Genomic DNA, 24,546 nt, shown 5'->3' on the forward strand with positions numbered 1-24,546 from the left:
CCCCATTCAACCGATCATCACTGCGCGAAGTCGTCGTAACCCGCCCATCCGGCCCAAAGTGCACATTGAAGAAGGCCCGCTCGGTAGCGCTTTCCATCCACCGATACCCCCAAACCTCTTCCTGCTTCAGCTTAAACAGCTCCACCTTCCCCGGCTTGCCCAGCATCCGGCGAACGTCGTCCTTGGCCTGCCCCACCCGCACGCGCCCGAAATTCTCGGCCGTCAACACCTGCTCGATCTTCTGCACGTGCCCGTCAGGCCCGATCGCCACCATCCAGGTTGAAGTCCCTTCTGGTCCGCGCGGATACTCCAGTTGCCGCGTGCCGCCTTCGTTCTCCCAGATCGTCTCGGGCTGGCCTGCCGTGGCCCTGACATCGTCCTCGGTGGATTGCCCGACCACGATGCCTTTGAACAGCAGGTTGTCCGGCTTGGCCGATTGCCACGCCCGCTTGGCGGCATCACCCACGCGATCCACGGCCTGGTCGACCTTTTGTTGATCGCAGCCGAACAGCGCCAGCAATGAAGCCAGAACGCCCATGGTGACTCCCACTTGTGCGAGTTGACGAAGATGCGGCATGGAACTCCTCGTGCGAAACATGGACCCGCCGCCATTCTGGCAGCCGGGCCAACCGTTTACCAACGTTTGTTGAACAGGACCGACGCGCCATTGATCGTACCGCCGCGTGCCACCACCGACCACCGCCGCGAAAACTGCCACGTCAGTTTGACGATGGAATCGGCCGTCGACAGGCTTTGCTCATAGCCGACGGTGATGCGCTCCGAGATGACCTTGCCCAGGCTCACCACCTGCGGATCGGTCAGGCCTGCGGCGGACGGCCCGATCGAGAACTCGTCGAGCCCGAAGCGCCGCGCCACGTTCTTGCCTGCTACGTTGCCCAGCAGGCCGAGGGCCGCGCCGGACATCGCCTGCTGCTGGCCCAGACCGGCGTTCGATGCGCTGTAGCCGAACATCAGCCACGAAAGCTTGTCTTCATCGGGCACGTTGGGCTCGGAGACGAGCTTGACGCGTGGCTGGCGCACCGTGCCGGTCACCTGCACGCCGGCTTCGACTTCCTGGTTACGCCGCATGGCGGTGATGTTGAACGACGGATTGTTGATAGGCCCGACGAAATTCAGCACGCCCTGCTCGATGGCCAGCTTGCGGCCGAACGCTTCATACGTGCTGCCCTGGCGCACGTAGATCGTGCCAGTGCCGCGCAGGGGTACGAGCGGCTCGCTGTGCACGTGCATCTGGCCGCCAAGCGACAGGTCTGCACCGGCACCCTTGAAGCGGAAGTTGTCGCCAAAATCGACATCGACATCGACCACCGGGCTGAAGCGGCCAGCCGGCTTTTCTTCGCGCTTGACACCGCGTTCGGCCTGGTTGCGGGCGGCGTCGGCGCGGCGGACGATGACCACGTCGTCGCCCAGCGAGGGCGCGCCGTCCTTCGGCAGATCAAACAAGCCCCGGTCGACCTTGAACTTGCCGGTGATGGCCACGCGGTCGTTATCGTTGGCAATACGCGCCTGGCCCGACAGCACCAGCGTGCGGTCCGGATCGGCAAAGAGCTGCAGCTTGTCGGCAACGATGGTGCCGGCCAGGTTCGGGTTTGCCTCGCCGAGTTGCACGCGGCCCTGCGCACGCAGGGTGCCGTCGCCGCCGTGGAACACCACCTCTTGCAGGTCGACCACGTTCTGGTCGAGCGCCACGCGCACCACGCCCTTGGTCAGGCGGATGCCCTGGTCGTACAGCGCCACGTCGACGTCCTGGCCGGTCAGGAAACCGCTCACCTTGGGCGCGCCCACTGTACCGGCAAACGTCAGGCTGGCCGCGAGCTGCCCGTCCGTCGCAACGTCCGGCCCCAGCAGGTCGCCGATACTCTTGAGGTGCGGCAGGCTGATCGTCAAGCCGCCGGAGAGCGGCGACGTGGGCGCCATGAGCGCCAAGGTGCCCGGCCCAGGATCACGCACGAGCCCGACACCCGCATCAAGGTAAAGGTTGCCCACGCGCGTTGACTGCACATTGCCGCGCAGCCCGAGGCGCATGCCTTCGCCGTGCGCTTCCACGGTCGCTTCGGTCAAGCCCAATGGGGTGAAACCGCGGCCAGCGTTGATCGACAGATCGCCGCTGCGGCGGGCGATGCGCGCCGCGCCGGTGGCCGTGCTGCCGAGATCCAGATCCCATTGCCCGTCGATGACGAGATCCGTGCGTACCGGCGGAGCCTGGCCCGTCCAGGTGCGCACAAGCTCCAGTACCCGCGCGATCTGCAAGCCGTCGACACGGCCTGCGCTGCGCACGTGTCCCTGAGTGGATTCAATACGTTCGATGTGAATGGGGGTCTGGTCCAGCGTCAGGTCAGCGCGGCCCATCATCAGGCGGCCCGGCGCCACCGACAGCCGCACCGGTGCCGTGAGTTGCAGGTTGGGCGCACCCTGCGCCGACAGCGTAGAGATCGTGCCATCCCACCCATCGCCGTCCTTGCCGGGCGTCAGCGCGCCGTCGCCTGCCAGGGCGAACTTGAACGGCTGGTTGCGCACGTTGCCGTCTGCGTCGGCGCGGAAGCGGTGGGCGCGGCGCGTGCCCTCCAGCGTGGCATGTATTTCTCGCAACGACAGGCTCGGGCCCGTCACACGCTGCGCGGTCAGCTCGAACAGCAAGGGCCCATCGATGCCGTCGCGGATCTGCGCCCGGCCGTTGGCGGTGTCGATCTTGTTTCCTTGATAGGCAAGCTGATTGGCGCGGAACGTGGCATCCACTTGCGGGCGCTTGATCGTGCCGGAGACATCGCCAGACAGGATGAGCGCCCCACTCACCCCAAGCTGCAGGCGTGCGAGTTGCGGTGCATCGATGTCGACGTGCATGCGGTCGGCCGCCCCGCCAAAGCTGCCCCGCAGGCTGGCTTTGTTGCCCGCCACGTCGAGCCTGGCGTCGCTGGGCAGCAGGCGTTCACCGCGCAGGTGGACATTGCCGTCGCCGGTCATCGGCAAGCCGGCGTAATTGCTATCGCGCACGGCAAATTTGACGGCGGCGTCAATCGGCTCACCCAGCGTGCCGCGCGCATCGAACTCGGCATTGATGCGGCCCTTGGCCACCTTTGCCAGCCGCGACGGATCGAACTCCGCCAGGTTGCCCTTGAAGGCGAAAGACTGCGCATCGTCGTGCTTGAGCGTGCCCGCCAGCGTCAGCCGCGAGCGCCCCAGCGACACCTGGGCGCTCTCCACCGCAACCTGCGCCGCATCCAGCACGGCTTTCGCTTGCGCGCGCATGTCGCCACCCGCCAGATCCAGCGCCACACGCTGCGTGCCGCCCGCAAAATCCACGGTGATGGGGCCAGCGAGCTTCGTCCTCTCCAGCGATGCGTGCAGCGCTTGCAGATCAAGCTGGCGCACATCCACGCGCAGCGCGCCATGCCCCTTCTGTACATCTGCCCCGCCCGTGAGCACCGCGCCGCCCAGCAGGCGCACATCCAGCCCGGTGAGTTGCTGATCGTTTTCGTTCAGCCGCACCTGTGCACGCAGCGATTGCAGCGGCAGCTTCTGCTTGTCGAGCGTGCCGGGCTGCGCGTTGTCGATCTCGATGGGGCCAGCCACCGTCAGCGTCTTGGCCTTCTCGTCGGGGCGCAGGTCCGCGTGGATCGACAACGATGCTTCCGGCGCGCCCGGCGCAAACGCACGCGGATTCACGTGTTCCGCCGACACAACTGCGCGCGACAGAGGCAACGCGCCGAACGGCGTGGCGTCAATCAGCGCCTGCGCGGTCAGCTTCGCGCCGGTGCCGGTCGCGTCGATATGCAGCGTTTCCAGCGAGCCCGACAGTTGCGCCGACACTGACGCATCCTGCTTCTGCCCGTTGACCTCGAATTGAGTGGCCAGCGTCGCGGCTCCGGTGAGCGGATACGGCCGCGTACCGGTCATGCGCAGCGTGGCCGCGAGCTTGCCGGCGGGCGTCTCCATACCGTCGAGGAGCACGTTGTGATGCGTGCCGTCGGTATGCAGGCTGCCGGCAATCGATTTCAGCTCGGTGGTCGACGTGCCCTGCCGGATGGCGAGGCGATCGACTGCAAGCCGGTCCACATCCAGCGCCAGCGGCAACACCAGCGAATTCGGCGGACCACTCGGCGGTATGGGCGGTGTCGGATGCAGGATCACATCGACATTGCCGGCACGGAGATACGCGAAGTGCGCATGCCATGGGCCGCGCGTGATGGCCCAGCGGCCTTCCACATGGTCAATGCGCACTTCCGTGCTGCCCGCGCGCACGTGCAGATCGCGCAGCGACACGCCATCGCGCACCGTGCCGCCCTCCAGCTTGCCCGACACATAGGCGTTGCCAAAGCGCGTGGCGAGCGCCCACAACTGCGCCGTGCCCGATTGCGAATGGATGGCCCACACCAGCCAGCCGGCCAGCGCGAGCACGATCACCAGCAAAAAGGCGACCAAGCCGCCGAGCCAGCGCAGCGTGCGGCAGCCCCAGCCACGCGTGGGACGCTTGGGGTGTTGTGCTTCGGGTGGATTGGATTCAGGCGTTTGCGGATCGGTCATCGTCATATTCAGAACGCGATGCCCAGCGACACGCTCGGCCGGAACTGCTTCTGCTGGATGCCATAGGCCATATCGAGTTGGATCGGCCCGACCGGACTCTTCCAGCGCACGCCGACACCCACACCGTTGAACCAGCGGCGCTCCGACCAGTTGTCGGTGGCCGTGCCGGTATCCCAGAACACGGCGGCACCCCATTGCGGCAGAAACCAGCGTTGATATTCCAACCCGCCAGTGACGAGGAACTTGGTCGGCAGCGTGCTGCCGTTGACGTCGTTACCGATGCTCTGGAAGTCGTAGCCGCGCACCGACTGTGTGCCGCCCGTGCGGAAGCGCAGCGTGGCCGGCACGCCGTCGCCGGAACCAGCGGTGATGACCGCACCCAACTCACCGCGCGCGACGAAGATATCGCGCTGCCCCACCGGCACGAACTGGCGGATGCGGCTGTACGACCGCACGAACGATTGGTCCGTCAACACGCCTTTCACTGCCGCGCCGATCTGCGTGGTGATGATGTTGCCGCGGCGCGGGAACAGCGGGTCGTCCACGTCACGGCGCGTCCACGCGAAACCCGGGACGAGCGCCTTGCTCAACTGACGCTCGGCGCCGTCGGGCCGCAGGTCGTCGTAGTAGAAATCAACGGTGAACGACGTCTCATAGATGCCGCGCACACGCGTCTGCTTGAAGCCGGAACGATAGCTGCGCGTGTCGGTGCCCGAGGTATCGGTGCGGTCCATGCTGGTGTAGAAGCTATTGACGTATTGCTTGTCGTCGGGCGGCACGGTCACGCCGGCAAACAGGTACTGACGGCGCTGTTCGATGCGGGCCTGCGTGTCGAGCACCCACGCCTTGCTGAACAGGTTCAGATATTGATAGCGCCCTTCCAGCGAGGCGCCCGTGTCCGTGCCGTAACCCACACCGCCGGTGATGCGATTGGGCGGGTACTCCCGCACGCGCACCCGCACCGGCGCGTTGACCGGGTTCTTCGGATCGTCACCCAGGTCGACGATCGCATTGGAAAAATATGGCTGCCCCTGGATGGCGGCCTGCAGCGATTGCAGACGATCAGCAGAGTAATCCTCACCCACGCGCAGCGGGTTCACGTGGTTGATGATGCTGAGCGGATAACGCGACAAGCCCTGCACCTCCAGTGGCCCCAGCGTGTAAGCCGGACCGCTGTCATAGCCCACCGACAGGTCTGCCTTGTTTTCGTCCGGATCGACACGCGCCTGCGACGATGTCTGCCTGGCCGCGTAATAACGTTTGCTCTGCAGCGCCGCCAGACCGTCGTCCTTGGCCTTGTCCCAGCCCGACTGGCGGAAGGCCATGCCGTGCTGCAGGCTCCACGACTTTTTCAATTCGTCGATGCGCTTGGCGTCTTGCGTGATGGCCCCGGTAAAGTCGAGCGCCACGGTGTCGATGGTGGTACGCGGGCCGGGCTCGACCTTCACATTGACCACGCGGTGGTCCGGCGGGCCGTCCAGCTTCGCGGTCGCCTTCGGCACGAAATAGCCTTCGGTGGCCGTCAGCTTGGTGACTTGGTCGCCAATGGTCTCGACCATGTACTGGAGCTGGTCGTCAGTGATGTCCTTGCGGTCTTTGTAGCGCGACAGGTCCAGATGGCGCTCCAGCAAGTCGCGAATGGACTTCGGCGCATCGATCTTGACGTCGTATTCAGCGTGCGCCGCGGCACAGGCGAGGGACAGCACAAAGCCTGCCGCCAGCGCGGCGGCGGGCAAACCCAGGAAACGAAAGCGTGGTGGTCGTGACGGTCGCGATGGTCGATTGGAGCCGGTCATCGTGGCAAGCGTGGTGCCGCCCCACGGGCCGGCTGAATCAAAGGAAAGGCGTATTTGACCATACCGGGCCCGGCGGGTGCCCAGGCAAATGCAACGAATGCGGCCTTCCGGATCGGCCGGAAGGGTTTCGCACGTGCCGTGCCCAAGGCCGTTAGGACGGCCAATACGGTAAAATGCGCCGGTTTTCCGCCCGGGACCTTTCCGTGCGGGCAAGATCACCCACCATCACTTACTGCCATGGCCCTGTACAAGTCCGAGATCACCCAGTTCCTGGAAGAACTCAAGACCCAGAAGCCCGACCTGGAAGCGCAGCAGCGCCAAGGCCGGTCCCTGCTGTGGGACAAGGACCCGATCGACCTGGAAGAGCGCGCACGTGCCAAGTCCGCCCGCGTGGCGCAAAAGCCGTACGTCTACTCGCTGGACTGATCGGCCGACCGGCCCTCGGCCCGCCAGGCTCACCGCCGCATGACCACTTCCGCGCAGGACAAGCTGCCACTGCCCGTCGAGCTGCCCAGCGTGGCGCCCGATCAGGACTCCACGCCCGCGCAGGTCGACGGCCTCGCCTTTGCGCGGCTCTACGGCGAGCCGCTGTTCAAGCTCCCGCAGGATCTCTACATCCCGCCCGACGCGCTCGAAGTCTTTCTCGAAGCGTTTGAAGGGCCGCTGGACTTGCTGCTGTACCTGATCCGTCGCCAGAACTTCAATGTGCTGGACATTCCGCTGGCGCAGGTCACCCGGCAATATCTGGCATACATCGAGCAGATTCGCGCGACCAACCTGGAGCTGGCCGCCGAATACCTGCTGATGGCGGCCATGCTCATCGAGATCAAGTCGCGCATGCTGCTGCCGGTCAAGAAGACCGACTCAGGCGACGAGCCCGAAGACCCGCGCGCCGAACTGGTGCGCCGCCTGCTCGAGTACGAGCAGATGAAGCTCGCCGCGCAGAAGCTCGACACCGTGCCGCAACTGGGCCGCGACTTCCTGCGCGCCCAGGTCTATATCGAGCAGAGCCTCGCGCCGCGCTACCCCGACGTCAATTCCGACGACCTGCGTGTCGCCTGGGCCGACGTGCTGCGCCGCGCCAAGCTCACGCAGCACCACAAGATCTCGCGCGAAGAGCTGTCGGTGCGCGAGCACATGAGCCAGATCCTGCGTCGCCTGCAGCACGCGCGGTTCATGGAGTTCACCGAGCTGTTCGAAGAAGCGATCCAGTCCGGCAAGGGCGCACCCATCGTGGTCGTCAACTTTGTCGCCATGCTTGAGCTTTCGCGCGAATCGCTGCTCGAAATCACGCAGGCCGAACCGTACGCGCCCATTTACGTGCGCCTCGCCTATTCTCCGACGTAATTCGTCCGGCCTGACCCGGGCCGAATCACACAACAACTATGAAAGTCATCTCGTCGATCCAGGAACTGCGCGACCAACTGCGCGGCCAGAACCGCGTCGCCTTCGTGCCGACCATGGGCAACCTGCATGAGGGCCACCTGAGCCTGATGCGCCTGGCGCGCCAGCATGGCGACCCGGTGGTGGCGTCCATTTTCGTGAACCGCCTGCAGTTCGGCCCGAACGAAGATTTCGACAAATACCCGCGCACCCTGCAGGACGACATCGAAAAACTGCAAAAGGAAGGCGTGTACGTGCTGTTCGCGCCCACCGAGCGCGACATGTACCCCGAGCCGCAGGAATACCGTGTCGAACCGCCGCATGATCTGGGCGACACGCTCGAAGGCGAATTCCGCCCTGGCTTCTTCAAGGGCGTCTGCACGGTGGTGATGAAGCTGTTCTGCTGCGTGCAACCACGCGTGGCCGTGTTCGGCAAGAAGGACTACCAGCAGTTGATGATCGTGCGCCGCATGGCGCATCAGTTTGCGCTGCCGGTCGATATCGTCCCGGCCGAAACGGTGCGCGCGGATGATGGCCTGGCGCTATCGTCGCGCAACGTCTACCTGACCAACGAAGAGCGCGCCGAAGCGCCCGAGCTCTACCGCACGCTGCATCAGGTGCGTCAGGACGTGCTCGAAACTGTGCTGCAAGGCCAGGCGTCGCACGAAGAGGTAACCACCAAGGCGATGGACTATCTGCGTGGCCGCGGCTGGCAGCCCGACTACGTGGCCGTGCGCCGCCGCTCCGACCTGCAGAAGCCGACACCCGAGAACATCGCCGCCGGCGAGCCGCTGGTCGTGCTGACCGCCGCGAAGCTCGGCAAGACGCGCCTGATCGATAACCTCGAAATCTGAGCGACGCAGCCTCGTTCCACGAAAAAGCCCGGCAGTGCCGGGCTTTTTTCATGCCGCCGCCGACGTGTCGGCAACCCTGGCCTGCGGGGGCGATTCCCCGAGCCAATTGAGAATGCCGCTCCACTGCTCCACATCCTTTGCCACACGCGAGGGCGCCACGTCCCACAGCGTCAGGCCATGCGCGGCCAGTTGCACGTAATTCTGGGTATCGCGCAGATAGCCAAGGATGGGCACTTCCAGCCCCTGTACGAAACGTTGAAGCTGTTCAGCGGCGCGCGTGCGCATATCCACGCGCATGCCGACCACGCCCAGTTTGACCTCGCCATGGCGCACGGGCTTTTCATCGGCCAGTTTGCGCAGGAAGGTCTGCGTGGCAAGGATGTCGAACATGGAAGGCTGCAGCGGCACGATCACGTAGCCCGACATCTTGACGAGATCCCCCAGCCGCCAGCCGTGGAGGCCCGCCGGCGTATCGAGCACCACGTGCGTCGTCCCCTTGGGCGGCTTGGCGATGTGGTCGGCGTTGATTTCCCATGTGCGGATGGGCTTGGCGGTCTCCGGGCGCAAGGCGAGCCATTCGCGTGAGGACTGCTGGCGGTCGGTGTCGCCCAGCATCACGGCGTGATCCCGCGCGGCAAAGTAGCCGGCCAGATTGGTGGCCAGCGTGCTCTTGCCCACCCCGCCCTTCGGATTCGCTACAACGGCCACCGGCATGCCCGCCTCCTTGCGCTCGTTGAATCATGTGTCGATTTGATCACTCGACAGATCTGTCCATCGGTAATTATGGCTCAGCCTGCACGTGGCGGCGTTCGCAGCAACGCGGCAAGGTCGAGATGCGCTTCGCAGGTGTCGGCCAGACGCTCGAGCGAAGCCTCACGCAATGCGGCGTAGTCCTGCGCCTGCGCATCACCCACGCCGGCCCAGGCTAGCAGCGCGCAGCACGCCTGTGGCGCATCGAACAGACCATGCAGATACGTGGCGAAGATCTGCCCATCGGCCGAGATCGCGCCATCTGCGTGGCCATCATCGAGCAACACGGCGGGGCATGCCAAGGCTGGCCCCGCAGTCACGCCCATGTGGATTTCGTAGCCGGCGACGGCCGCACCGCCTTCCGCCAGGCTGCCGCGCACCTGACGCAACTTCTTGCTGGTCTCCAGCGTGGTCTCGAAATCGAGATAGCCGAGTCCCTTGACGCTACCGGGCGCGCCCTCAAGCCCTAGCGGATCATGCAACCACCGCCCCAACATTTGCATGCCGCCGCAGATGCCGATCAGCTTGCCGCCATAGCGCAGATGTCGCGCGATGGCCGCTTCCCAGCCATTGGCGCGCAGCCAGGCGAGATCCGCCTGCACGCTCTTGCTGCCGGGCAGGATGATGAGGTCGGCGGGCGGAATCGGCTGGCCAGGGCCGACCAGTCGAACGTCCACCTGCGGATGCGCGCGCAGCGCATCGAAATCGGTGTGGTTGGACACACGCGGCAACACCGGAATAACGACGCGCAGCGCATCGGGCGAGGCTGCACGCTGCGCCGTCTGCACCGCGTCTTCTGCGTCGAGATGGAGGCCGGGCAGATATGGCAGCACGCCAAACACCGGCTTGCCCGTCTGCGCGGTCAGCCAGTCGAGCCCCGGCGTCAGCAATGAAATGTCGCCGCGGAACCGGTTGATGATGAAGCCCGTCACGCGCGCGCGTTCGCTGTCAGACAAGCAGGCGAGCGTGCCAACAAGGTGCGCGAACACGCCGCCGCGATCAATGTCGGCGACGAGCACGACGGGACAATCGACGGCTTCGGCAAAGCCCATGTTGGCGATGTCGCGGTCGCGCAGGTTGATCTCCGCCGGGCTGCCGGCGCCCTCTACCAGCACGAGGTCGTACTGCCCACGCAGCCGCGTGTGCGATTCGAGCACAGCGGCCATGGCGGTGGGCTTGTAGTCGTGGTACGCACGGGCGTCGAGGTCGCAGCGCGGCTGACCGTGGATGATGATCTGTGCGCCGGTGTCGCTGTTGGGCTTGAGCAGGACGGGGTTCATGTCGACCGTGGGCACGACGCCCGCCGCCTGCGCCTGCAACGCCTGCGCGCGGCCGATCTCGCCGCCGTCTGCGGTGACGGCGCTGTTGAGCGCCATGTTCTGCGGCTTGAACGGCGCCACGCGCACACCGGCGCGATGCGCGACACGGCACAGGCCGGCGACCAGCGTGCTCTTGCCGGCATCGGACGTGGCGCCCTGGATCATCAGCGTGCCCCGAAGCGAGTCCGGCGGCACAGAAAATGGAGCTTTCGACATGCGCGGATTATCGCACCCACCTTGTTATGCCTGGCTGCCGCGCCCTCGCTAAAATGCGGGAATGTCACGCCGTCTCACACTTGTCCTCGGTGGTGCCCGCTCGGGCAAGAGCCACCACGCCGAACAGCTCGCGCTGCAATGCGTCGGGCCGGTCACGTACGTTGCCACCGCTGGCGAGGACGATGAGGAGATGCAGTTGCGCGTGGCCCTGCACCGCGCGCGGCGTCCGGCCAATTGGGCGCTGGTCGAAGAGCCCATGCACCTGGCCGAAGCGCTCTACACGCACGCGCAGCACGGTGGCTGTGTGCTGGTCGATTGCATGACGCTGTGGCTCAACAATCTGCTCTTCTCCGAACATCATGAATATCCCGAGACAGGCCTCGTCACGCCGCCCGAAGCCTGGACGGCCGAGATCGACGCGCTGCTGACCGCCCTGCCGCTGCTGCCCGGCGAGGTCATCCTCGTGAGCAACGAAATCGGCCTGGGCGTGGTGCCGATGGGTGCCGTCACGCGCTTCTACGTGGACGAACTGGGCCGGCTGAACCAACGCCTCGCCGCTCTGGCCGACAACGTGCATCTGCTGGTGGCCGGCATTCCGATGGTGGTGAAAGGGCCGGCACTCGGCACCGCAACGTGAGCTTGCCGTCGGGCGGCGTGTTCGATCTCGGGTGGCCCCTCGTGACGCTGGCAGCACTCGCGGGCGTGCTGCTCGATCAGGTATTCGGCGAGGTGTCGCGCTGGCATCCTTTGGTCGGCTTCGGGCGCATCGCCGCAGCGATTGAGCGCTGCATGAACCGCGCACCGGCTGCGTTGGCCAGGTCGCGCATCGTCGGTCTCGTCGCTTGGGCAGTCGCCGTGTTGCCGTTCGTGCTGCTGGCGGCATGGCTCGTCGTGATGGCGGGCGATGTGTCGCCACGGCTGGTGGTGGCGCTTGATGCGATCGCCCTCTATTTCGCCATTGGCGCGCGCAGCCTGTATGAACACATTGCGCCGATCGCGCTTGCGTTGCGCGATGCGGATTTGCCCCGCGCACGCGCCCTCGCCTCGCGCATCGTCTCGCGTGATCTCACACAAGCCGGCGACGAGCCCATTGCGCGTGCCGCCGTGGAATCGGCGCTGGAGAACGGCAGCGATGCCGTCTTCGCGCCGCTGTTCTGGCTTGTTGTGGCCGGCGCGCCCGGCGTGATGCTGTACCGGCTGGCCAACACGCTCGATGCAATGTGGGGCTACCGCAATGCGCGCTTTACCGGCTTTGGATGGGCAGCCGCACGCATCGACGACGTGCTCAACTGGATTCCCGCGCGACTCACGGCGATGAACTACGCGCTGCTTGGCCACACCGCCGATGCGCTGCGCTGCTGGCGCACGCAAGCCCCGCAATGGTCGAGCCCGAACGCGGGCCCGGTCATGGCCGCCGGCGCGGGCAGCCTGCGCGTCCGGCTTGGCGGCGCAGCACGCTACGAAGGCGTGGAAGAAGCGCGCCCGCCGCTCGGCACCGGCAAGCCGGCAACCGCTGTCGATATCACGCGTGCGTTGACGCTCGTATCGCGCACGTTGTGGCTGTGGCTCGGCGTACTTGGCCTGATCGCAACATCGGCGTGGGGCTTGTCATGAGCGGCATCGTCCACGGCGGCAATCTCGCCGCAGCACGCGCACAGTACGGAGAGCCTGAAGGCGGCTGGCTGGATCTGTCCACGGGCATCAATCCGCACGGCTACCCCATCCCGTCGATCCCACCCGATGCGTGGTTGCGCCTGCCCGAAGACGATGGCCTCGAAGCGCAGGCCGCCGCGCACTACGGCGTGATCGATGCGCGCGGCGTGCTGCCGATTGCAGGGTCGCAGGCGGCGATCCGCACGCTGCCATCCCTGCTGCCGCGAGGGCGAGCCGGCATCGCGCAGATCGGCTACAGCGAATATGCGCCGGCCTTTGCGCGCGCCGGCCACGACGTCGTACCACTGCCCGAAGCCGCCTTCCTCGGTGACGTGCCAAACGACGTGCAGCACCTGGTCGTCGTCAATCCGAACAACCCCACGGCACGCCTTCTGCCCGCCGAAACCCTGCGCAATTGGCACAGGCGCCTGCATGCGCGCGGCGGTACGTTGATCGTGGACGAGGCCTTTATCGAGGCGTTCAACGATGGCCCCACATTGGCGCCCCTGGCTGGCGTGCCGGGGCTTGTCGTGCTGCGCTCGATCGGCAAATTCTACGGGCTGGCGGGCGCCCGCATCGGCTTCGCGCTGGCCGCGCCTGAGCTGGTGTCTGCGCTACGCGAGGCGCTGGGGCACTGGACCGTCAACGGCCCCGCCCGTGCTGTGGTACGTGCGACGCTGGCCGATACCGCTTGGCAAGTTTCAACGCGCGCGCAACTCCAGCCTGCCGGCGCACGGCTCTCGGCGTTGCTTGATCGCCACGGGCTGCCGAATGCCGCCACCCCGCTGTTTGCCTGGGCATCCGCCCCACGCGCGCAAGCGCTGCATGCAAGCCTGGCGCGCCTCGGCATCTGGACCCGCCTGTTCGATGCGCCCATCAGCGGCTTGCGCTTCGGCCTGCCCCCGGATGAGCCCGGATGGCAACGCCTTGCCGATGCGCTAGCATCGCTGTCGCACTCCGCTTGACCTCCCCCCGATGCCCACTCGTCTCTCTCGCCTCACCCGTCGCCTGTATGTGTGCGGCCTGTCCGCCATTGCGCTCACGATCGCTGCCGTACCGGCATGTGCGGCCATTTCCGTCACAGACGATAGCGGTGCCATCGTTACGCTGCAGCGCCCCGCACAACGCATCGTCAGCCTCGCGCCGCATGCGACCGAGTTGCTGTTCGCGGCGGGCGGCGGAGCACGCATTGTTGGCACTGTGGCTTACAGCGACTACCCGCCGCCCGCGCGCGACATTCCTCACGTAGGCGACAACCGCTCGCTCGATCTGGAGCGCATCGCCGCCCTCAAACCCGATCTGGTGGTGGTCTGGCGCCACGGCAACGCGCAGAAGCAGATCGACCGCCTGCGCGCGCTCGGCATACCGCTGTTCTTCTCCGAGCCGCATCGCATGAGCGATATTCCGCGCTCGATCGAGGCGCTCGGCACGCTGCTCGACACCCGCGCGAGCGCGCACGATGCGGCCCAGCAATTCCGCCAACGCGCCGATACGCTGCGCCAGCGCTACGCGAGCCGGCCGGCGGTTTCGGTGTTCTATCAGGTGTGGGAACAGCCGCTGATGACGCTCAATGGCCAGCACATCTTCTCTGACATGCTCGCGTTGTGCGGCGGCCGCAATGTGTTTGCGGGAGAGCCGTTGCTGGTGCCGACAGTCTCGCCCGAGGCGGTGATCGCAGCCAACCCGGAAGTGCTATTGACCGCCAGCATGGGCGCCACGCAAGGCAGCCGTCCGATCGATACGCTCGACGCATGGAAGCGCTGGCCGCAATTGCTCGCTGTGCAGCGCGGCAACCTTTTCAGCATCAACGGTGACCTGATCAACCGCTTTGGCCCACGCCTTGTGGAAGCCGCGACCCTGTTGTGCGAAGACCTGGAACAAGCCCGCATACGGCGCCTCGGTTCACAGGCCACCAACGGGCCGGGTCGTTAAACCGCGCGCCGCTCAACGGTTCCAGAACAGCAACACAGGCAACGTGCCGGGCAGCACCCGAAAACCGCAGGCTGCCCCCCATTGCAACGGCCATTGCAGGGTCTCGATTAATGGCCGCTGCAGCCAATGCGCCGCCAGTGCACGCATACAGCCGGCATGCGTCACCGCCCATACGCAAGACGTGGGCATCGCGGTGGTTGCTTCAGCCCAGGTCGTCACGCGCGCCAGCAGATCCGCCGCCGATTCTCCGCCATGCGGATTGCCGTGCACGAGATCGCGCGCCCAATGGTCGATTTCCGCGCGCGGGATCTCATCCCACTGGCAGCCTTCCCAAGCGCCGAAATCGAGTTCCATCAATTGCGCATCGATTTCAATGGCGGGCAGCTGCGCCGCTTGCGCCATGGCTTCGGCCGTCAGGCGGCTGCGCCGCAACGGGCTTGCCAGCAGACGATGCGGAGTGTGGGCGGCGAGTTTCTCGACGATGGCCGACGGCTCCGGGTCCATGGGCGAGACCAACTCCAGATCGGTGCGGCCATAGCAGAGGCCCGCCGTCATGGCGGGCCGCGCGTGGCGGATCAGGATGACATCCATGCCAGCAACCCCCACAGGATCAGCAGCTCGAAAATCTGCTGTGCCATGCCCAGGCAATCGCCTGTGATGCCGCCGATGCGGCGCACGAAATAGCGACCCAGCAGCCAGCGCGCAAGGATCAGGCCGACAACGATGAGCGCCGCGCACATCGGCCCGAACCACAGCAACGGCACGACACCGAATACGCCAGCCCACAACGCGTCACTCCATCGCATGCGTTGCGCAACTGGCTTGGCCTTGCCTTCCGCCCGCACGTAGTCATGCGTGAGCAGGTGGCTGACAGCTGCGGCCCGGCTGGCAGCATGCGCAGCCACCATTGCAACGAGGATGCCTATGCTGTGCGGCGCCATCGCGCTCAGCAATTGCCACTTCAGCAGCAACGCCATGCACACGGCAATCGCCCCGAACGCGCCGATGCGCGAATCGTGCATGATGCGCAGCCGGTCTTCAGGCGTGTAGCCGCCGCCAAAGCCGTCGGCGCAATCGGCCAGCCCGTCCTCGTGAAACGCGCCGGTCAGCAATAGCGTAGCCCCCATCGACACGGCCACCGCCACACCTTGCGCGGGCACCGTGCGCAACACAAGCCAATACACCGCCGCTGCCACGGCGCCCACCAACCAGCCGATCAGCGGAAAGTAGCGCGCCGCGCGATTCAAGCCCGCTTGCGAGAACCCAACCGACGCCGGCACGGGGATGCGGGTGAAATACCCGACGGCCGTCCACAGCGCCTGCCAATGTTCGCGCAACGCGTTCATGGCGATGCGCGCTCGCTCACGCCTGCGCTGGCGAAGGTCGCCATTTCGCGCAGGAACGCCACCGCCGACACGACCACCGGATACGCCAACACCGCGCCGCTGCCCTCGCCCAGCCGCAACGACAGCGACAGCAGCGGCCGCGCATCGAGCAGCTCCAGCAAGGCGCGATGCCCGCGCTCGTCCGACACATGCCCGAACACGCAGAAGCGCAGCACATCGGGCGCCACGTGCGCGGCCACCAGCACGGCGGCCGTCGCGATAAACCCGTCGACGAGGATGACCATGCGGCGCTGCGCCGCCTCAAGCACCGCCCCCACCATCGCTGCGACCTCGAAGCCGCCGAAGCACGCAAGCACGTCCAGCGGCTCGCGTACGTCAGCGTGCCTGGCCATCGCTGCTTCCAGCACGGCGCGCTTGTGGGCCAGGCCGTCATCATCGAGCCCGGTGCCGCGGCCAACGCATTGCGCGACCGGCAAATTGCATAAGCGCGCCATCAGGCACGCGGCAGACGCCGTATTGGCGATGCCCATTTCGCCCAGCGCGATCACGTTGGTGCCAAGCGCAGCATGGTGTGCCACGCGTTGCGCGCCGAGCGCCATGGCGCGGTCGCGCTCCTCAGTGGTCATGGCGGCTTGCTCAACACTCTCGTCGGCAAAGTTGCGTGTGCCGGGGCCGACAGGTGCATCGACCAGGCCCGGCGCATCTGCCGCCCACAACGGTGCGGCGACACCGGCGTTTACCACCTCCAGCGCAAACCCATGCTGGCGGCAGAACACGTTGACGGCTGCACCGCCCGCGATGAAATTGAGCACCATCTGCGCGGTCACCGCTTGAGGGTACGCGCTCACGCCTGCGTGCGCGATGCCGTGGTCTGCGGCAAACACCACCATCGCGGGGCGCGTCAGCTGCGGTGTGTCGGTGTTCTGGATCAGGCCGATCTGCACGGCCAGCGATTCAAGCCGGCCCAGCGCGCCGAGCGGCTTGGTCTTGCTGTCCACGGCCGCCTGCAGGCGCACGCGCAACGCATCGTCAAATGGCGGAATGTACATGGTTTGGTTCATCACAATTCGACTCCGGGCTGGGCCTGGATGCCTCGGGAAAAGGCGTGCTTGACGAGCGTCATGTCGGTCACGGTATCCGCCGCCTCGATCAGCTCGGGTGGCGCACCGCGCCCGGTAATCACCACATGCTGCGCGGGCGGCCGCGCGCGCAAATCGGCCAGCACCGTCTGCACGTCAAGGTAGTGGTACTTGAGGGCGATGTTCAGCTCATCCAGCAGCACCAGGCCAACGGTGGGATCGCTCAGCAGCTCGCGTGCGCAGGCCCATGCAGCTTGCGCCTTCTCGATGTCGCGCGTGCGGTCCTGCGTCTCCCATGTGTAGCCTTCGCCCATCACGTGGAAGCTGCATTGCTCGGGAAAGCGTCGTAGGAAGCGCTCTTCGCCCGTCGGGATTGCGCCCTTGATGAACTGCACCACGCCGACCTGCATGTCGTGACCCATGGCGCGCATCACCATGCCAAAGCCGGAGCTGGATTTGCCCTTGCCGTTACCGGTGTTAACGAGCAGTACGCCGCGCACGTCCGTGGCGGCGGCAATCTTGGCGTCCACCACGGCCTTCTTGCGCTGCATGCGTGAGCGGTGGCGCTCGTTCAAGCCATCGTTGTTGTCTTCAGTCGTCATCGGGGTCATCAGGAATCAAGGCCGTGCGGCGGCCGTCGGCCACCTCGGCAATGGGCGTGCGCAGCACGCGTGCGCAGTGTTCGGGGGTCAGCACATCGGCGGCGATGCCAGCAGTGGTTTGCCCTTCGCCGTCCATCAGCAGCGCGTGCGTGGCGTAGCGGCGCGCGAGGTTCAAGTCATGCACGGTCAGCACGACCAGCCAGCCATGTTTGCGGCAACCTTCGCGCAGCAGGCGCAGCACGGCAACCTGCTGATGCAAATCGAGGTGCGCGACGGGCTCATCAAGCAGCAGCACGCGCGCCTCCTGCGCCACCACGGCAGCCATCGCCACGCGCTGACGCTCACCGCCAGAAAGCGTGCGCACATCGCGTTGTACCAGCGGCTGCAAATGCAGCGCAGACACCGCTGCGTCAACGGCGCGGACATCGGCGTCGCCCTCCCACTCCCAGCGCGCCAGGTGCGGGTGGCGGCCGGTCATCACCGCTTGGTACACGGTGATGGGGAACGAGTCATGCAAGGTCTGCGGCAGAAACGCGCGACGACGCGCCATCGCCAGTGCCGGCCAATCGGCAAGTGCTACACCGTCGAGCGTGACGCTGCCGCCGTCCTCCGAACGCAGGCCCGCCAGCACGGAAAGCCATGTCGACTTGCCCGCGCCGTTCGGGCCGACCACGCACCAGAGTTGGCCCGCGTTGGCCGTCAACGACAACCGCTCAATCAACACGCGCCCGTCGATGGTCACGCGCAGGTCGCGCAGCGCGAGTTCGGGCGCTGCATCCAAGTGCGCGAATGCATCCGGTGCAGGGGCCCGACGTGCACGACGCAACCAGCTCATCGCGTGCTCCGCATCAGCAGGTAGAGAAACGTCGGCACGCCAAGCATGGTGGTGATCACACCCACCGGCAGTTGCGTTGGGGCGATCAGCGTCCGGGCGATCAGGTCGGCCAGCATCAGCAGCCCGCCGCCGGCCATCGCCGTAGCGGGCAAGTGGATGCGCACGTCGCGGGTCCACGCCAGGCGCACCATATGCGGCACCAGCAGGCCGACAAAAGCGACCGAGCCCGCAATGGTCACCGCTACCGCCGTGCACAGCGACGCCACCACGTAGATCAACGCACGCACGCGCGCCACGGGCACCCCAAGCGCACGGGCGCGGGTTTCGCCGGTCAGCAGCACGTTCAGGTCGCGCGCATGCGGCAACACCACGGCCACCGCCGCCACGAGCGCCATCAACGCGCCCGCATAACGATCGGCGCCACCGAGGTCGCCGACCATCCAGAAAATCATGCCGCGCAGCTTGTTCTCGGGCGCCACCGTCAAGATGAGCGTGATCAGGCCGACCCAGCCGGAGGCCATCACCACGCCACCGAGCAGTAGGCGCGCATTGGCCTCGCCGGGCTCACCGCGCCACAGGTGCTGACGCGCCAACGCCGCCACCAGCGCCATCGACAGCAATGCTCCCGCGCCGGCACTCGTCTGCACCAACCACCACGGCAGCGAAAACAACATCGCCGTGAGCGCCGCCACTGCCCCGCCACCGGACACGCCCAGGACATACGGATCGGCCAGCGGATTGCGCAGCAGCATCTGCATGAGCGCCCCGGCAAAGGCCAACAGCCCGCCAGCAGCAAATGCACGCCCGCGCGCGGCAGGCGCAATTCGATGACGATGCCCGCAGCCAGGCTATCGCCACCGCCGATCAGCGCCCGCCAGACTTCAGCGAGCGACAGCTTCACACTGCCGAGCATCAACGACGCCGCCAGCACCACCACGCACGCGAGTGCCAGCAGCGACCACAGTCGCCAGGCAAAACCGCGTGCGGGCAGTGCAGGTGTTGTCATCGCTTCGGTTCGTGCTGTTGCCACGACAGCGTGAAGAACACCCCACGCGACGCCGTGTTGTACGGATAGATCAACTGGTAGTTCTTGTTCGTCACGTTTTCAACACGTGCCGACACTGCCCAGTCAGGCGTGATCTGGTAGCGGCCGACCAGGTTCAGCAGGCCATAGCCACCGAGCGTCTTGGTCGAATCCTGGCGGTCGCCCGCTGCATTCCACTCCACGCCCGCCGAGAACGGCCCGAACGTCTTGTACGCCGAGACGCTGCCGAAGTGCCGTGCGCGGCGCGAGAGCAACTGGTTGGCCGACAGGTCCTGCGGGTTCTGCATGGTAAAGCTCGCACGCAGATCCACGCCATAGATCGAACCCCGATACGACGTCTCCAGCCCGTTCACGCGTGCGCGGTTGACGTTGGCTGCCGAGCAATTGAAATCTGCATCGCATACCGCCGTGATCAGGTTGCTGTAGTCCGTCTCGAACACCGTCACGCGCACCAGGCCGATCGCGCCGCTGTATTCCACGCCGCCTTCCACCGAGCGCGCCTTCTCGGGCTGCACGTTCGGGTTGCCGAAGAACGGGTAGTACAACTCGTTGAAGCTGGGTGCGCGGAAGGCATTGCTCACACTCGCAACCGCCTTCCATTGCGGGTTGAATGCGAAGCCGTAGCCGGCGTAGTAGCTGTTGGCGCCACCGAAGTCCGAGTAGCGGTCGCGGCGCAGGTTCAGCTGCAACTGGTGCGGGCCAAACTTGCCTTCGTAACCGATGTAGCCGGAATCAACGTTGCGCGTGGGCACGTTGTAGGCATCGCTGTCGATACTGGTCTGCAGATGCTCCAGGCCCACCTTGAGCAGCTGATCGGGCATGAAGGCCCAGTCGTTCTGCCAGCTCGCCGTCTGATTGCGTGTGTTGAAGCGCGCCGGCACCTGCAACACGCCGTTCGTGTAATTCAAGCTGCGGTCATCGCCCTGCGACAGCGTCAGGCGCGTCTTCCAATCCTGCGTTACCTTGCCGTCCACGTAGGCCGACATCGAGCGCACTACGTTGTGTGCGACGTTGTCATCGGTCGGCTTGCCGAAGGCGTTGTCGTAACTGACATCGCCCCAGGTCTGGAAGTACGTCAGGCCCGCTTGCCAATCTGCCGAGAAGCGATGCGACAACTGCGCCGACACGCTCTTGTTCGTGTACGGGTTGTCGTTCGGGTTGGCCTTGGGCGCCTGCTGCGGGTTGATGGTCGAGAAGCCGTTGGTCTTGAATTCCGACACCGACACCGCGAACGATGTATCGCCGTTCTCGCCCAGCGAGCCGCTGATGCCAGCCTGCGCGCGCTTGGTATTGCGGGCGCCGTACTCGATCTCTGCATTGGCCAGCGGGCCATGGCCACGGCCGTTGCGCGTGAAAATCTGCACCACGCCGCCAATCGCATCGGAGCCGTACAGCGCAGACACGTTGCCGCGCACAACCTCGATGTGATCGATCTGATCGGCCATCAATTGCGCGATCTGCGCGCCGCCCGAGGTGCCGGACGCCACACGCACACCGTCAATCAGAACCAGCGTCTGATTGGAACCGGCGCCGCGCATGAAAAGGCTGGCGTTGGTGCCTGGGCCGCCGCTCTGCGCGATTTCGATGCCGGCCTCGCGACGCAGCAGCGTCACGGCGTCCGGCGCCTGCGAGCGCTCGATATCGGCGCGGCTGATGACCGTCGTATGCGGCAGTGCATCGGACAGGGGCTGCTCGCTGCGCGAGGCGGTCACCACTGTCGGATTCAGCTCGCCGACGGGCGTGCTGGCTACTTGTGTATTGCTTTGTGCCCAGGCCGGCGCAACCGCACCTGCCATGGCCCCCGCAACAACCCCCAATCGTGCGCTGGCAAGCGCGCGCATGGCCGTCCGGGGCATCCGGAGTGGCCGCTTTGTAGTCAAGCTCATGTTGAAAAGACAAGAAGCGTCAGCCGGACCCGTTCCCCCGCGGGTCGCTGGCAGCAGGATCTCGATGCGGTTCCCTCCAGGGTTGCACATCGGCTCTGAGATCCACCGTCCTGGCCGGTATCCGGGCTGGCGAAGCGGCCTGTCCGCCTTCCCATTCCGAAAGGAACAGTGGCGTATGGACAGACCGCGCGGCACCCATCTTCTTCGCGAGATGGCGGGTACACGCGACGTTCGCTTACCGTTGCGGGGGCAGCGCAGGTTGGCGCATCGCTTGGGGCGCGCGCTCCCTGCTTCCCGTTTAACTGCAGATGGTGCTGCGGGCACCAGGACGGGGCGAAGTTTAACGGAAAAGGCATTCCAAACCCGTCGCAGTCGCGGTAAAAACACACCCACCGCCCGTTGTGCCCGCCGCGTCGCCTCATTCCCCCGCATATTGCGCATCCGTATGGAGGACAGGCGCGAAGCGCATGATCGGCTAAAATCCCCCCACTCGATTCTGATTGACACCCAATGCTGAACGAACTCGAACAACTTGCCGGCAAGATCGCGCGCGTGCTGCGTCACGCCGATGCGCTCGCCGCCGAGAACCAGCGCCTGCGCGCCGAAGTCGAGCGGCTTCAGGCGGAAGCCGAGGCGTCCAAGACCGAGCGCGACGCGATGGTCGCCGATCGCAGCGTGCTCAATGCCAAGATCGAAGAAGCGCAACTGCGCATCCAATCGATTCTCGACAAGCTGCCCACGGCCACCGACGCGCGCCAGCTTGATCTCCTCGGCCAGGCCGCAGGGGCCGATGAAACAGCGGCCGCCCCGCATTCGGAGACCTAAGCATGAGCAGCAAGCAAATTGAAGTGAACATCGCCGGGCAGCCCTACAAATTTGCAGTCTCGGTCGATAACGAAGCCGCCCTGCGTGAAGCCGCCGCCATGGTCGACAACCAGATGACGCGCATCAAGAACGGCTCGAACACCAAGGGCATCGAGCGCGTCGCCGTGATGGCCGCCATCAGCATCGCATCGGATTTGCTGTCGATGCAACGCCAGGCCGCATCAGATTCCGCCCTGCCGATCGACACGATTCGCGCCAGACTGGCCGACCTGAACGCCCGCACCGACGAGGCGCTGCGCCAGTACGGCGAAGTGATTTAGCGAAGGTCAAAACGGGTTTGTAACCGGATCGCATCCGGGCTTGGGTTCGGATGCGAACGGGTGTATAGTGTCACGCAATGGCTTCCGAAATCTCCTGCAAACCCTTATGGTATAAGGCTTTAGCGGCTGCAGGGTAGAGAAAAACGGTTGCCTGCGATGAATCTCTCAGACGCATCGCCATGCGCTCGAAACGCAGCGTGATGATGCGTCTGACAGTTTCCCTGCCTGGTTCGCCATGGCCATTAACTCCTTGAACCGATAAGCATTGCTTGGTGCGGGATATGCCGTGTGGGCGAGCGCGTCTTCCAGTGCATAGCGTGCGACGCAAGTCGTGGGCTCCCTGCACCGGTGATGTACCCGAAATGCGGCTTCCGCTGCCACTCTGAACCTCACTTGGGTTCAGGATGCGGGTCTAGCGGCCAAGGTGGGGACCCAACAAAAGGCGGTAGTGCACATGTGCGCTACCGCCTTTTTCTTTGCCTATCTGCGATACGCCCCCGTTGCCGCACCGCCAATGGCAACGCCGCGGCCGTGTTGCTATGCTGCGCACACCGTCACTTCCGCACGTCGCCCGCGCATCCCAACGATGGCCACCCAATACTGGTTGATGAAGTCCGAGCCCGACGAGGCCAGCATCGACACGCTGCACGCCGAGGGCACCTTGCCCTGGACTGGCGTTCGCAACTATCAGGCACGCAACTTCATGCGCGACCGCATGCGCATCGGCGACGGCGTGCTGTTCTACCACTCGTCCTGTCCGCAGCCGGGCATCGCGGGGCTGGCGGAAGTCTGCTCGACCAGCTACCCAGATCCCACGCAGTTCGACGCCAAGAGCCACTACCACGACCCTGCATCGAAGCCGGAAGCGCCGCGCTGGATGCTCGTCGACGTGAAGTTCGTGCGCAAATGCGCGCTGATCGATCTGCCGACCTTGCGCGCACAAGAACAGCTCGCCGACATGACGGTGCTGCAACGCGGCAACCGCCTGTCCATCACGCCCATCACGCCCGCGCAATGGCGTTACATCACGACCAAATTGATGCGCGATCCTGAGTGAATGGCTGGCGCCGGCAGGGAATTGTTACAAACGTGATGAACGATGCGCGTAACAGCCAGTCAGACGCATCACATTGCTTTTTGGGAGAACACAATGAAATCTGTCCTGGCCGCAACCATTTTGGGGACCGCAATGATGACGACCGCTTTCGCGCAAGCCGCTCCTGAAGCGAATCATTCTGGCGTGCTGTCGCTGGATGCGCAGGCCGTGACGGAAGTCCCCACCGACACCGTCACACTGACGCTGAGCGCCGAGCAGGAAGGGGCAGACCCGGGCGCGATCTCCACCGCACTGTCGCGCAAGGCCGACGACGTGATCAACCAGGCAAAGCGCACCTCCGGCGTGCAGGCAGAAACGGGCGGCTTCAATATCTATCCGAACACCGATCGCAACGGCAAGATCAGCGTGTGGCGCGGCCGTGCCGAAGTGCGCATCACGTCGAAGGACTTTGCAGCGGCGTCCAAGCTGGCGGGCCAGCTGGCCAATCAGATGCAGGTGCAGAACGTGAACTTCACGCTCTCGCGCGAGGCGCGTACAGCGGCGGAAGCCAAGCTCATCGATCAGGCTGTGAATTCGTTCCGCGACAAGGCACTGACGACCACCAAGCTGTTTGGCTACACGAGCTACACGATCCGCGACGTGCACGTGAGCGAGGGCAGCAACAACCCAGGCCCGCGTCCGATGATGCGCATGGCAGCCGCTCCGGCATCGTTCGATTCGGCGCCGGTGCCCATCGAGGGCGGCAAGGCGCAGGTCACGGTGACGGTTTCCGGCGCCGTGCAGATGCTGAAATAAGCAGCGATCCGCTTGTCAAGTCCTGCCATAGGTTGACACTGTGCTCAGTCTCCGAGCGCCCGATGCACCGCATCGGGCGTTTTGTATTTCAAGGCCAGATGAGGCCGTTCGTGGTTGTAGATATGCACGGCCTGCGCCACCATGCGTGCGGCCTGCTCTAGGTCGGCGGGGCGCTTGAGCAGCAACTCCCCTTTGAGGATGCCGTTGACCCGTTCGGCCAGGGCATTCTGGTAGCAGTCGTAGCCATCGGTCACGGAGCACGTGATGCCGTGCCGCTGATGGATGCGCTGGTACTCGGCTGAACAGTATTG

At 65.5% G+C, this 24,546-nt stretch carries 22 protein-coding genes, 1 other RNA gene, 2 pseudogenes and 1 riboswitch; of the genes and pseudogenes, 12 read left to right on the top strand and 13 right to left on the bottom strand.

What is annotated here, in order from left to right; genetic code table 11:
- The 3 genes from BEK68_RS16900 to BEK68_RS16910 all read right to left on the bottom strand — a co-directional run.
- Positions 1-538 (bottom strand): hypothetical protein (locus tag BEK68_RS16900; RefSeq protein ID WP_065851782.1); only part of this gene is annotated, 538 nt, incomplete at its 3' end.
- 95 nt (positions 539-633) lie between these two features.
- Positions 634-4,542, bottom strand: coding sequence for a translocation/assembly module TamB domain-containing protein (locus BEK68_RS16905; protein ID WP_009277431.1), 3,909 nt, complete (start codon positions 4,540-4,542; stop codon positions 634-636).
- Positions 4,543-4,550: 8 nt separating this feature from the next.
- Complete coding sequence (locus BEK68_RS16910; protein WP_009277430.1) at positions 4,551-6,338, bottom strand: autotransporter assembly complex protein TamA; 1,788 nt, start codon at positions 6,336-6,338, stop codon at positions 4,551-4,553.
- Between the two features lie 237 nt (positions 6,339-6,575).
- Here BEK68_RS16910 and BEK68_RS16915 point away from each other — a divergent pair, with 237 nt between their 5' ends.
- The 3 genes from BEK68_RS16915 to panC are packed head-to-tail and all read left to right on the top strand — an operon-like array spanning position 6,576 to position 8,575.
- Positions 6,576-6,764, top strand: a complete 189-nt coding sequence (locus tag BEK68_RS16915; RefSeq protein WP_009241263.1) for a DUF3460 family protein — start codon at positions 6,576-6,578, stop codon at positions 6,762-6,764.
- 39 nt (positions 6,765-6,803) lie between these two features.
- Positions 6,804-7,685: a segregation and condensation protein A gene (locus BEK68_RS16920; protein ID WP_004632115.1), complete on the top strand. Its 882-nt coding sequence runs from the start codon at positions 6,804-6,806 to the stop codon at positions 7,683-7,685.
- Between the two features lie 38 nt (positions 7,686-7,723).
- Positions 7,724-8,575, top strand: coding sequence for a pantoate--beta-alanine ligase (gene panC, locus BEK68_RS16925; protein WP_004632112.1), 852 nt, complete (start codon positions 7,724-7,726; stop codon positions 8,573-8,575).
- Positions 8,576-8,623: 48 nt separating this feature from the next.
- Here panC and BEK68_RS16930 read toward each other — a convergent pair whose 3' ends face one another.
- Positions 8,624-9,289, bottom strand: a complete 666-nt coding sequence (locus BEK68_RS16930; protein WP_004632110.1) for a ParA family protein — start codon at positions 9,287-9,289, stop codon at positions 8,624-8,626.
- A gap of 74 nt (positions 9,290-9,363) precedes the next feature.
- Positions 9,364-10,860, bottom strand: a complete 1,497-nt coding sequence (locus tag BEK68_RS16935; RefSeq protein ID WP_009241264.1) for a cobyric acid synthase — start codon at positions 10,858-10,860, stop codon at positions 9,364-9,366.
- 61 nt (positions 10,861-10,921) lie between these two features.
- Here BEK68_RS16935 and cobU point away from each other — a divergent pair, with 61 nt between their 5' ends.
- The 4 genes from cobU to BEK68_RS16955 are packed head-to-tail and all read left to right on the top strand — an operon-like array spanning position 10,922 to position 14,445.
- The gene (cobU, locus tag BEK68_RS16940; protein ID WP_009241265.1) at positions 10,922-11,497 is read left to right on the top strand and encodes a bifunctional adenosylcobinamide kinase/adenosylcobinamide-phosphate guanylyltransferase; all 576 of its coding nucleotides are present in this window, start codon (positions 10,922-10,924) and stop codon (positions 11,495-11,497) included.
- Positions 11,494-12,474 (top strand): adenosylcobinamide-phosphate synthase CbiB, encoded by a 981-nt coding sequence (cbiB, locus tag BEK68_RS16945; RefSeq protein ID WP_009241266.1) that lies wholly within the window; start codon positions 11,494-11,496, stop codon positions 12,472-12,474. Before cobU ends, cbiB begins: the two co-directional genes overlap by 4 nt.
- Positions 12,471-13,478: a threonine-phosphate decarboxylase CobD gene (cobD, locus tag BEK68_RS16950; RefSeq protein WP_009241267.1), complete on the top strand. Its 1,008-nt coding sequence runs from the start codon at positions 12,471-12,473 to the stop codon at positions 13,476-13,478. Before cbiB ends, cobD begins: the two co-directional genes overlap by 4 nt.
- Before the next feature lie 10 nt (positions 13,479-13,488).
- Positions 13,489-14,445 carry a cobalamin-binding protein gene (locus tag BEK68_RS16955; RefSeq protein ID WP_009241268.1) on the top strand — a complete coding sequence of 319 codons (957 nt, stop codon included), beginning with the start codon at positions 13,489-13,491 and terminating at the stop codon, positions 14,443-14,445.
- A 12-nt stretch (positions 14,446-14,457) separates the two neighbouring features.
- Here BEK68_RS16955 and cobC read toward each other — a convergent pair whose 3' ends face one another.
- The 7 genes and pseudogenes from cobC to BEK68_RS16990 all read right to left on the bottom strand — a co-directional run bounded on the left by cobC (position 14,458) and on the right by BEK68_RS16990 (position 21,193).
- Complete coding sequence (gene cobC / locus BEK68_RS16960) at positions 14,458-15,036, bottom strand: alpha-ribazole phosphatase (RefSeq protein ID WP_009241269.1); 579 nt, start codon at positions 15,034-15,036, stop codon at positions 14,458-14,460.
- Positions 15,021-15,791, bottom strand: a complete 771-nt coding sequence (locus BEK68_RS16965; protein WP_004632095.1) for an adenosylcobinamide-GDP ribazoletransferase — start codon at positions 15,789-15,791, stop codon at positions 15,021-15,023. The genes cobC and BEK68_RS16965 overlap by 16 nt, the downstream gene beginning before the upstream one ends.
- A complete protein-coding gene (gene cobT / locus BEK68_RS16970) occupies positions 15,788-16,852 on the bottom strand; it encodes a nicotinate-nucleotide--dimethylbenzimidazole phosphoribosyltransferase (RefSeq protein WP_009241270.1) in 1,065 nt (354 codons plus the stop codon). Before cobT ends, BEK68_RS16965 begins: the two co-directional genes overlap by 4 nt.
- Positions 16,852-17,472 (bottom strand): cob(I)yrinic acid a,c-diamide adenosyltransferase, encoded by a 621-nt coding sequence (cobO, locus tag BEK68_RS16975; protein ID WP_009241271.1) that lies wholly within the window; start codon positions 17,470-17,472, stop codon positions 16,852-16,854. The genes cobT and cobO overlap by 1 nt, the downstream gene beginning before the upstream one ends.
- On the bottom strand, positions 17,462-18,307 hold the full coding sequence (locus BEK68_RS16980) for an ABC transporter ATP-binding protein (protein WP_009241272.1): 846 nt from the start codon (positions 18,305-18,307) through the stop codon (positions 17,462-17,464). The genes cobO and BEK68_RS16980 overlap by 11 nt, the downstream gene beginning before the upstream one ends.
- Positions 18,304-19,313, bottom strand: a pseudogene (locus tag BEK68_RS16985) (FecCD family ABC transporter permease). Before BEK68_RS16985 ends, BEK68_RS16980 begins: the two are co-directional and overlap by 4 nt.
- Positions 19,310-21,193, bottom strand: coding sequence for a TonB-dependent receptor domain-containing protein (locus BEK68_RS16990; protein WP_009241273.1), 1,884 nt, complete (start codon positions 21,191-21,193; stop codon positions 19,310-19,312). Before BEK68_RS16990 ends, BEK68_RS16985 begins: the two are co-directional and overlap by 4 nt.
- Before the next feature lie 140 nt (positions 21,194-21,333).
- Positions 21,334-21,581: riboswitch (cobalamin riboswitch) on the bottom strand.
- 167 nt (positions 21,582-21,748) lie between these two features.
- On the opposite strand from BEK68_RS16990, the gene BEK68_RS16995 reads away from it, so the two are divergent.
- The 5 genes from BEK68_RS16995 (at position 21,749) to BEK68_RS17010 (ending at position 24,235) form a co-directional block, all read left to right on the top strand.
- Positions 21,749-22,063: a hypothetical protein gene (locus BEK68_RS16995; RefSeq protein WP_004632083.1), complete on the top strand. Its 315-nt coding sequence runs from the start codon at positions 21,749-21,751 to the stop codon at positions 22,061-22,063.
- A gap of 2 nt (positions 22,064-22,065) precedes the next feature.
- Positions 22,066-22,383, top strand: coding sequence for a cell division protein ZapA (locus BEK68_RS17000; RefSeq protein ID WP_004632081.1), 318 nt, complete (start codon positions 22,066-22,068; stop codon positions 22,381-22,383).
- Positions 22,384-22,598: 215 nt separating this feature from the next.
- Positions 22,599-22,818: non-coding RNA, 6S RNA (gene ssrS / locus BEK68_RS26585), on the top strand.
- A 151-nt stretch (positions 22,819-22,969) separates the two neighbouring features.
- Positions 22,970-23,440, top strand: coding sequence for an EVE domain-containing protein (locus BEK68_RS17005; RefSeq protein ID WP_009277425.1), 471 nt, complete (start codon positions 22,970-22,972; stop codon positions 23,438-23,440).
- Positions 23,441-23,533: 93 nt separating this feature from the next.
- Positions 23,534-24,235 carry an SIMPL domain-containing protein gene (locus BEK68_RS17010; RefSeq protein ID WP_009241274.1) on the top strand — a complete coding sequence of 234 codons (702 nt, stop codon included), beginning with the start codon at positions 23,534-23,536 and terminating at the stop codon, positions 24,233-24,235.
- 56 nt (positions 24,236-24,291) lie between these two features.
- Here BEK68_RS17010 and BEK68_RS17015 read toward each other — a convergent pair.
- Positions 24,292-24,546, bottom strand: a pseudogene (locus BEK68_RS17015) (integrase core domain-containing protein); the annotation flags it as partial.

It is taken from the genome of Ralstonia pickettii, assembly GCF_001699815.1.
Classification (GTDB): Bacteria; Pseudomonadota; Gammaproteobacteria; order Burkholderiales; family Burkholderiaceae; genus Ralstonia; species Ralstonia thomasii.